Raw genomic sequence first — 9,275 nt, 5'->3', positions numbered from 1 at the left:
AACCGCCCCGCCGAAGGGTTTCTGCAACTGAGCAATATTTATCCATGGACAACTGAGCGGCCCTTTTTGCCTTGTCCTCATCAATGGTTCCGCCCAGTGTAAATATGATTTTGGCTGATTTCCAGAGGGCTGGCTCTTTCCCGGTTTCCCGTTCTGCTTCAATATGCATATCAAAGTGGGTGATTTCCTGGCGTTGTTTTTTTAAAATACTAACCACATCAATGCCGCTGCAGCCTCCAAGACCCATTAAAAGGAGCTGCATAGGGCGTACCCCATAGTTGGTTCCGCCTGTTTCGGGGCTGGTATCTATACGTATCGTATGCCCATTGGCATCCGTTGCTTCAAAGCCATAATCTCCTGAACTGCGTATCACATCTATTTTAATCATATTTGGCTAATTTTTTTTCAATTCTTACAAAGGTAACGGTGGGAGCGTTTATTTTGCAGTTATGCAGCATCGTTTTGTATCGCCCCAGCCATTTACCCTGGAAAGTGGCGCCGTTTTGGAGGAGCTGGAAATTGTATATCATACGTATGGTTCTCTGAATGCCGCAAGGTCAAATGTTGTCTGGGTTTGCCATGCACTTACGGCCAATGCCGATGCAGAAGCCTGGTGGCCCGGCCTTATTGGACCCGGGGCCGCCATCAACCCCGATGAATATTTTATTGTTTGCGCCAATATCCTGGGCTCCTGTTATGGGAGTACGGGTCCATTATCTATCAACCCGGCTACAGGTCAGCCCTATTATATGCGTTTTCCACAGCTCACCATCCGCGATTTGGTGAAGGCGCATATTCTGCTCCGCAACCACCTCGAATTGCCGGATATTTTCCTGCTGATGGGCGGAAGCATGGGAGGATACCAGGTACTGGAATGGGCGTTAATGGAACCTGCCGTAATCCGGCAAATTTTCCTGATAGCCAGTTCTGGGTCGGAAAGCGCCTGGGGTATTGCTATTCATGAAGCACAACGCATGGCTATTGAAGCCGACAGCAGTTGGCGCGAAGAACACCCCCAGGCAGGCGCAGCCGGGCTGAAAGCGGCCCGTGCAATCGGAATGCTGACCTACCGTAATTATACCGCCATTTCCGAACAACAACGCGATGCTGATCCGGACAAAACAGACGGGTTTAAAGCGGCTTCTTATATGCGTTACCAGGGAGAAAAACTCGTAAGCCGGTTTAATGCCCAATCGTACTGGATCCTGACAAAAGCGTTGGATAGCCATAATATTGCCCGTCACCGAACGGCTACCCTGGAAGCGGCCCTGGCAAAGATTCAACAGCCAGCCCTGGTGATGGGGGTCTCGAGCGACCTTTTATGCCCGGTGACCGAACAACAAAAAATAGCCCGTTCTCTACCTCAGGCCCGATATATAGAAATTGATTCTGGATACGGTCATGACGGTTTTCTGGTAGAGGCAGTGGTGATTGGTGAACAAGTAAAGCACTGGTTAGAGCGCTAATTCTATGGTGCTCTTATCGCCCAAAAAAAGCCCCGCTGGACAGGCGGGGCTCAAGCTCTTAGCTAGACGATAAACACTTGGTTTTTCAGGATATCGAACAGTGGACTAAACTGTTTGCTTACAAGCACAAATATCCAAACTGTTTTCTTCCTGCAGAAATTGATTCGACTAGCATCGTTTATTTGTCGATAAGTGGAAAGTTTTATTCGATAAGCAGTTTTATACAATTTTGATCCGACTCATTACCGTACTACGATTGGCTTTACTGACCGGTATTTTTGCGTTGGCGATATAAAGGGTATTGTCCCGTATATCCGAAATTTTATTCATGTTGATGATATAGGAACGATGCACTTTGCAAAAAACATCGGGGTTGATCTTCTCCGTCAGCGCCTTTATGGTATTATGACTGATTATTTTTTTATCGTTCGTGATAAATTTTACGTAATCACCCATGCTTTCGATGTATAAGATATCATCGTTATTGAGCCGGATCAGTTTCCCGTCGCTTTTAATAAAAACATGCGACATCTCTTCCACTTCTTCTTTTTTCTCGTTTAAAGGCTTTAGTTTGTCGAGCGATTGTGTAAAACGCTGATAACTGAATGGCTTCCGCAAAAAATCGACCACGCTGTATTCAAATGCATCAAATGCATATTCTGTTTTAGACGTGGTAAGAATTACCTGCGGCTGGTATTGCATCTGGTCAAGCAAACTAAACCCATTGGCGCCAGGCATTTCAATATCCAGGAATAGCACATCCACCGCATTTTCTGATAAAAACGGGATCGCTTCTTCCGTTGATTTAAACAATTGTACTACGTTTATTTTACCGCTTTTAATGCAGTATTTATGTAATACATCTGCAGCAACGGAAAGGTCTTCTACGATAACAGCTGTAAATTTCATGACCATTATTGTTTTAAGTATTCCTGAATTTTGATTGCTTCCATTCTGATCAGCTCAAGTCCTTCCCGTATAAACGGTTTTTCTTCTTCCAGTCGTATAATGGCATCGCTGATTGTTGGGTTGGTGCTGAAGAAATTTTCCATTTGCTGGAATTTATCCTGGAATTCGGATAATCCACAGTATCCCCATAGTGGTTTTACTAAGTGTACTCTACGTTTTAATTCTGCGATTTCTCCGTTTTCTGCCAGCCAGAAGTATTTGGAAGATTCTTCAGAGAGTTGCTGGTGAGAGGTGATGAAGATGTCTGAAATAGCGGCCAGGTCATTATCGTGCATTTCCAATAGGAACATGCCGTCAAACTGGCTACTGAGCTGAAACACAGTGTCCGAAATGGCTTGCATAGGGTACAATTTTTTATTTACTCGGTACGTTTGATAGGCAGATAAAATCTCCGACTACCAAAAAGAAAACGATGAATGGTACCAACATATTATCCGGTGTAACGAGATATTGGGAAAAATTGGCGGAAGAGCTTTACCACCGGCAGGAGAATTTGCCGGCCTCCCCCTTGAAAACCTTAACAGAAGTCGGAATTGTAGTGGCCGGGCTGAATATGATTCTGTGCACCATCATGAAAGAGTACATGGCCGCCTTTGCCTGCCTGATGGTTTGTTCCTTATTGTTTTTTTCCTATTTTTTACGATTGTATAACCGGCAGGAATTTGCGAAATGGGTGGTTATTATAAGTTTTAATGCCGGGGTTCTGGTAGTGAGCTATTTTGTGGGTATTAAATCAGGCGTTTACCTGTATTATTTCCCGGTAATTTTTGCTATGATTTTCCTGATCGATACTAAGATCAGCAAGGACCTGATTATTGCTGAAATTGCTACCCTTACGTTCTTCGGCATAGCCTTTATTATTTCTCCCAATAATGGAAGCGGTAACCTTGTTCAGCAATCACATTATATTTATAACCTCCGGATCAATCTTACCCTTTCCCTGCTATTGACGGGCCTGGTAGCTTTTTCTATTTTGAAAGCGCTGAATAAGAAGGAAGAAGATATCCTGGGCGAAAAAAATCTGGGAGATACCATATTTAATACTTCGCTCGATGCCATTTTTATTATAGACCTTGATACCCAGCTGATTTCTGACTGCAATAAAAGGGCACTTGAACTGTTTGCGATTCGTTCAAAAGAAGGCATAACCTTAACTGCTGTTGAGTCCATCCTTGGTGAAGAGTCCGGTAAAAGGCTGAATGCTTTTAGTAAAGAATCCTATCAAACCCATTCTCCCTGGTTCGGGAATATGGAGTTTTCAGACGCGGAAGGCCGACCAATTTTTGCTTATGTAAACATCGTTGTGTTTGAACACCAGAAGTCGAAGTATGCAAAAATGAGTATTCTTGATATTACGGAAGTTAAGATTGCGGAGGTGGAAACACTGAAGGCAAAAGAGCGGGCGGAACGGGCTGCCCGGGTTAAGTCAAGGTTTTTAAGCAATATGAGCCATGAGCTGCGTACACCACTCAATGCCATTATCGGAACCACGAATCTTCTGCACCAGGAATATCATCTGAACAGTCAACGTCAGATGCTGGATGTATTGAAGCATTCGTCGGAACATATGCTTACGCTGGTGAACGATATCCTGGATTACAGTAAGCTGGAAGCCGACAAAATGGAGTTGAATAAAGAACCATTTAATCTGAGCTCTTTCCTGGAAAAAGTGGTTACTGTATTTGAAAACCCGGTGCGACAGAAAAACCTGGCCTTTCATGCGGATATTTCTTCTGTATTGGGCATCGATATAATCGGAGATGAACTTCGCCTGCAGCAGATTCTGAATAATCTTTTATCCAATGCCATTAAGTTTACGGATAAGGGGTCGGTAAGTATGACGGTTAAAATTCTCATGCGCCGAAGTAATAATGTTACACTGCGTTTCTGTGTGCAGGATACCGGAATCGGCATTTCCAAAGACAAGCAGCACCGCATTTTTGATAAATTTTACCAGGCCGACCTGGAAACCACCCGTAAATACGGTGGCTCAGGCTTGGGCCTCGCCATCAGCCATTATATTGTGCAGAAAATGGGCGGCGATCTGACGGTGGAAAGTGAGCCGGGAAAAGGCAGCAATTTCAGTTTTACCGTAACACTTCCATTGGAAACAGAACGCCAGAGTTATATTGAGGAGGTAAAGGAAATTCGCCTGGAAGATTTGTCGGGGATAAGTGTACTGGTGGCCGAAGATAATCCCATTAATATGATGGTTGTAAAACGGTTCCTGGCCAAATGGAATGCTGATATCATAGAAGCTGTGAATGGCCTGGAAGCTGTTCGGTTATACAGTGAAAAAAGACCAGATATTCTGCTGGTAGACCTGGAAATGCCGGAACTGGACGGTAGCGGCGTGGTGGCATATATCCGGAAAACGGCAAAAGACATTCCGATCATCGCATTTACTGCTGCTGTATATGATCATATGCAGGCAGATTTAATTGATAAAGGGTTTAATGACTTTATACCTAAGCCATTCCGTCCGGAAGACCTTAAGCAGAAGTTATTGCAGTATGCCCGAAAATTGCAACATGTGTAGTATTGTTTTTCCTTGGCCGGTTTCTACCGGCCTTTTTTTTCAACTAAATTGAACAGCAGGGGTTATAGTATCAGCAAAATTCAATTCAAATGGAACAGTTGTTTTCCCCGTTAGAAATAAAATCGGTGCGGTTTCGAAACCGGATCGCCGTTTCTCCGATGTGCCAGTATTCTGCCACAGACGGGTTTGCCAATAACTGGCACCTGGTGCACCTGGGTGCAAGAGCAGTTGGCGGGGCCGGTTTGGTACTGGTGGAAGCAACGGGTGTAAGCGCGCAGGGACGTATTACGCCCGGCTGCCTCGGCTTGTGGAAAGACGAACAGATTGGACCATTGAAAAATATTGTTGAGTTTATTCATCAGCAGGGAGCTGTTGCCGGCATTCAACTGGCCCATGCCGGAAGGAAAGCATCCTGTGCGCTTCCCTGGCAGGGAGGCCGGCAATTAGCGCTGGAAGAGGGTGGCTGGGAAACTATGGCTCCTTCGCCGATTCCGTTTAACGATGCCGATCGCCCTCCCCTGGAAATGTCGCGGGGAGATATTCAGGCCTTTTATACGGATTACCGCAATGCGGTGAAACGGGCCAGGGAGGCAGGTTTTAAGGTGTTGGAGATTCATGCCGCACATGGTTATCTCTTACATGAGTTTATGTCGCCCCTGTCGAATAAGCGGTTGGATGAATATGGTGGAAGTTTTGACAACCGAATCCGGCTGCTGCTTGAATTGATTGGGGAAATAAGGCAGGAATGGCCGGATGAGCTTCCTTTATTCGTGCGGATCTCTGCCACTGATTGGGTGGAAGACGGCTGGACAATAGAAGACAGTATTCAATTGGCTACTCGGCTGCAAACGGAAGGCATTGATTTGATCGATTGTTCTACGGGGGGAAATATCGGCGGTGTAAAAATTCCGGTTGGTGCAGGGTACCAGGTTCCCTTTGCGGAAGCTGTTCGAAAAACCGGCATGCGGTCGGGCGCCGTAGGAATGATAGAAACAGCCCAACAAGCCAATGCTATTATTGCAGAGGAGAAGGCCGACCTGGTATTACTGGCAAGAGAATTCTTACGCAATCCTTATTTTCCGCTGGAAGCGGCAAAAGAACTGGGTGTTGAGCTGGAATGGCCAGAACAGTACCTGCGGGCTAAAAAATAGCTGTTGTTTTATTGATCCGGTGCGGAACCTCCCCTGGCAAGGCGCAGATCCTCACCAAAATGTATGGGAGGCGGGCCAAAGCCGGCTACAGATGGTCTTTTCGGTAACAAATAAGCAGTAGGTAAGCTGCCGGGGTTTTAACGAAAAGATGCGTTTGTTGAACTAGCAATACTCCCTGGAACCTTACCGGTATAATGCAAAAAAGAGCTGAAATTTCAGCTCTTTTTTTGTACCGCGTACGGGAATCGAACCCGTCATTCATCCGTGAAAGGGATGCGTCTTAACCGATTGACCAACGCGGCATTTCCCTTTTGGGAGTGCAAAGATAGGGAGTGCAATATTTCTACCAAAAATATTTTCAAAATTTTTCTTCCCCCCTCTATGCGTTAACTTAGCGCCTCATTATTAAAAGTAAAACACAAACTAAACCATTATGAGCACTGTAAAAGTTGCCATCAACGGATTCGGAAGGATTGGACGTTTGGTATATCGCCAGATTTATAACATGGAAGGAATTGATGTGGTTGCTATCAATGACCTTACTTCTCCGGCTGTATTGGCGCATTTGCTGAAATATGACAGCGCACAGGGGCGTTTTGATGCCGATGTAAAAGCTACGCAGGATGCAATCATCGTTAATGGCGATGAGGTTAAAATATATGCTCAGAAAGACCCGGCTCAGATTCCCTGGGGAAGCCATGGCGTGGACGTGGTAATTGAAAGTACCGGGTTCTTTACCGATAAAGATAAAGCTGCGGCCCACCTGAAAGCCGGCGCTAAGCGTGTGGTAATTTCTGCGCCTGCCACAGGCGACCTGAAAACCATCGTGTACAATGTTAACCATGCCATCCTGGACGGTTCAGAAGAAATCATTTCCTGTGCTTCTTGTACTACCAACTGTCTGGCGCCTATGGCAAAAGTCCTGAATGACTCTTTTGGAATTACCATCGGCAGCATGACTACCGTACACGCTTATACGAATGACCAGAATACCCTGGATGCGCCGCACGCAAAAGGCGATCTACGCCGTGCCAGAGCTGCTGCTGCCAATATTGTACCTAACAGTACCGGTGCAGCCAAAGCCATTGGCCTGGTATTACCTGAGTTGAAAGGTAAACTTGACGGAGGTGCACAGCGGGTGCCTACTATTACCGGTTCTTTAACTGAGCTGACCGTTGTACTGGCTAAAAAAGTAACCACCGAAGAAGTAAATGCTGCCATGAAAGCTGCCAGCAACGAAAGCTTTGGATATACCGAAGATGAAATTGTGAGCAGCGATGTAATCGGTATCAGCTATGGTTCTCTGTTTGATGCTACGCAAACCAAAGTAATTACGGTAGGTGATCAGCAACTGGTTAAAACTACCAGCTGGTACGATAATGAAATGAGCTACGTGAGCCAACTGGTGCGCACTGTTAAATATTTCGCCGGACTTATTTCCAAATAATCAGTCAAAAGCGGGTTCTGCCCGCTTTTGTTTTTACTTCCCGAATTAGTTCTATGAGCCAATTTAATCAACATTCCTTTGCTGGTCAGAAAGCACTTATCCGCGTGGATTTCAACGTGCCGTTAAATGCTTCGTTTGAAATTACGGATGATACCCGGATGAGGGCTGCCGTACCAACGATAAAAAAGATATTGCAGGATGGTGGATCCGTTATCCTGATGAGCCACCTGGGACGGCCTAAAGATGGACCTACCGATAAATATTCACTAAAGCATATTGTTGCTCACCTCAGCCAGTTGCTGGAAGTGCCCGTTCAATTTGCCAATGATTGCATTGGAGAAGAGGCCGTTCAGAAAGCCGCTTCACTACAACCACAACAGGTATTATTGCTGGAAAACCTCCGGTTTTATAAAGAGGAAGAAAAAGGAGATAAAGAGTTTGCACAGCAACTCGCCAAACTGGGCGATGTGTATGTAAACGATGCTTTTGGTACGGCACACCGGGCCCATGCTTCGACCGCAGTGATAGCCGCTTTTTTCCCAAAAGAAAAGAGATTCTTCGGCCTGGTAATGGAAGGAGAAGTTAACAGCGCGGAGAAAGTACTGCATAAAGGAGAACGGCCCTTTACTGCCATAATCGGGGGCGCTAAAGTTTCCGATAAAATCCTGATTATAGAGAACCTGCTTGAAAGAGCTACTGATATAATTATCGGCGGCGGAATGGCTTACACCTTTAAGAAAGCTACTGGTGGAGAAATCGGCAACTCGCTCTGTGAAGAGGATCGCCTGGAAATGGCGGCCGCTTTGTTGGAAACGGCAAAGCAGAAGAATGTAAACATCCATTTGCCGGCCGATTCTATTGCAGCCGACAAGTTTGATGCAAATGCTGCTACACAAACTGCTCCCAGCGATAAAATTCCGGCCGGTTGGATGGGATTGGATATCGGTCCGGAAGCACGCAAACAATTTGCTGAAGTTATTCTGGCTTCCAAAACCATTCTTTGGAATGGCCCTATGGGAGTTTTTGAAATGGAAAAATTTCAGGCAGGTACCAAAGCTATTGCTGATGCAGTAGCAGAAGCAACCGGAAAGGGAGCATTTTCACTGGTGGGCGGTGGAGACTCCGTGGCGGCAGTTAACCAGTTTGGCTATACCAACAAAGTAAGTTACGTATCAACCGGAGGAGGTGCCATGCTCGAATATTTTGAAGGCAAAACACTGCCTGGCATTGCAGCTATTAATAGTTAAGCCTGGCTCAAATTATTTTTAAAGGAGCATCCAACCCGGTGCTCCTTTTTTTTGTCTGGATTATTGTACATTTAAATATATATATAAACTCTCTGCCATGAATTCAAAAAATTTGATCCTTATTATTGTTCTGGGTGCTCTTGTTTTATTCGGCTTTCGCGCCTGCAGTGGCTATAACGGTATGGTTACGCTTGATGAAAACGTGAAAAACAAGTGGGCCAACGTACAAAGTGATTACCAGCGCAGGGCTGATTTGATCCCGAACCTGGTGAATACGGTAAAAGGAGCTGCTAATTTTGAGCAGGAAACATTAACCCGGGTAATTGAAGCCAGATCAAAGGCTACGTCCGTGCAAATTGATCCTTCAAATATTACCCCGGAAAAGCTGGCGGAATACCAGCAGGCACAGGCTGGCGTATCCAGTGCACTGGGTAGATTACTGGCAGTGGTTGAAAA

Annotated in this window: 9 protein-coding genes and 1 tRNA gene; 6 read left to right on the top strand and 4 right to left on the bottom strand. The window is 45.5% G+C overall.

Annotated features, from left to right (window positions below):
* Window positions 1–388: OsmC family protein (locus A1D16_RS09320; protein WP_290709087.1), on the bottom strand; the 388-nt coding region annotated here is incomplete at its 3' end.
* 61 nt (window positions 389–449) lie between these two features.
* On the opposite strand from A1D16_RS09320, the gene metX reads away from it, so the two are divergent.
* Window positions 450–1,466: a homoserine O-acetyltransferase gene (metX, locus tag A1D16_RS09315; RefSeq protein ID WP_290709086.1), complete on the top strand. Its 1,017-nt coding sequence runs from the start codon at window positions 450–452 to the stop codon at window positions 1,464–1,466.
* Between the two features lie 219 nt (window positions 1,467–1,685).
* Here metX and A1D16_RS09310 read toward each other — a convergent pair whose 3' ends face one another.
* The gene (locus A1D16_RS09310; protein WP_290709085.1) at window positions 1,686–2,375 is read right to left on the bottom strand and encodes a LytTR family DNA-binding domain-containing protein; all 690 of its coding nucleotides are present in this window, start codon (window positions 2,373–2,375) and stop codon (window positions 1,686–1,688) included.
* A 5-nt stretch (window positions 2,376–2,380) separates the two neighbouring features.
* Window positions 2,381–2,776 (bottom strand): hypothetical protein, encoded by a 396-nt coding sequence (locus tag A1D16_RS09305; protein WP_290709084.1) that lies wholly within the window; start codon window positions 2,774–2,776, stop codon window positions 2,381–2,383.
* A gap of 71 nt (window positions 2,777–2,847) precedes the next feature.
* On the opposite strand from A1D16_RS09305, the gene A1D16_RS09300 reads away from it, so the two are divergent.
* Window positions 2,848–4,974, top strand: coding sequence for an ATP-binding protein (locus A1D16_RS09300; RefSeq protein WP_290709083.1), 2,127 nt, complete (start codon window positions 2,848–2,850; stop codon window positions 4,972–4,974).
* A gap of 89 nt (window positions 4,975–5,063) precedes the next feature.
* A complete protein-coding gene (locus tag A1D16_RS09295) occupies window positions 5,064–6,125 on the top strand; it encodes an NADH:flavin oxidoreductase/NADH oxidase (RefSeq protein ID WP_290709082.1) in 1,062 nt (353 codons plus the stop codon).
* Between the two features lie 230 nt (window positions 6,126–6,355).
* Here A1D16_RS09295 and A1D16_RS09290 read toward each other — a convergent pair.
* Window positions 6,356–6,427, bottom strand: a tRNA-Glu gene (locus A1D16_RS09290).
* 131 nt (window positions 6,428–6,558) lie between these two features.
* Here A1D16_RS09290 and gap point away from each other — a divergent pair.
* The 3 genes from gap to A1D16_RS09275 all read left to right on the top strand — a co-directional run.
* Window positions 6,559–7,572, top strand: a complete 1,014-nt coding sequence (gene gap, locus A1D16_RS09285) for a type I glyceraldehyde-3-phosphate dehydrogenase (protein WP_290709081.1) — start codon at window positions 6,559–6,561, stop codon at window positions 7,570–7,572.
* Between the two features lie 53 nt (window positions 7,573–7,625).
* Window positions 7,626–8,819: a phosphoglycerate kinase gene (locus tag A1D16_RS09280; protein WP_290709080.1), complete on the top strand. Its 1,194-nt coding sequence runs from the start codon at window positions 7,626–7,628 to the stop codon at window positions 8,817–8,819.
* Window positions 8,820–8,916: 97 nt separating this feature from the next.
* Window positions 8,917–9,275: LemA family protein (locus A1D16_RS09275; RefSeq protein ID WP_290709079.1), on the top strand; the 359-nt coding region annotated here is incomplete at its 3' end.

This window comes from Flavihumibacter sp. CACIAM 22H1, assembly GCF_001601815.1.
Lineage (GTDB): Bacteria > Bacteroidota > Bacteroidia > Chitinophagales > Chitinophagaceae > Flavihumibacter.
Note: the sequence above shows the minus strand (reverse complement) of the source record. Positions and strands in the feature narration are given on the sequence as shown.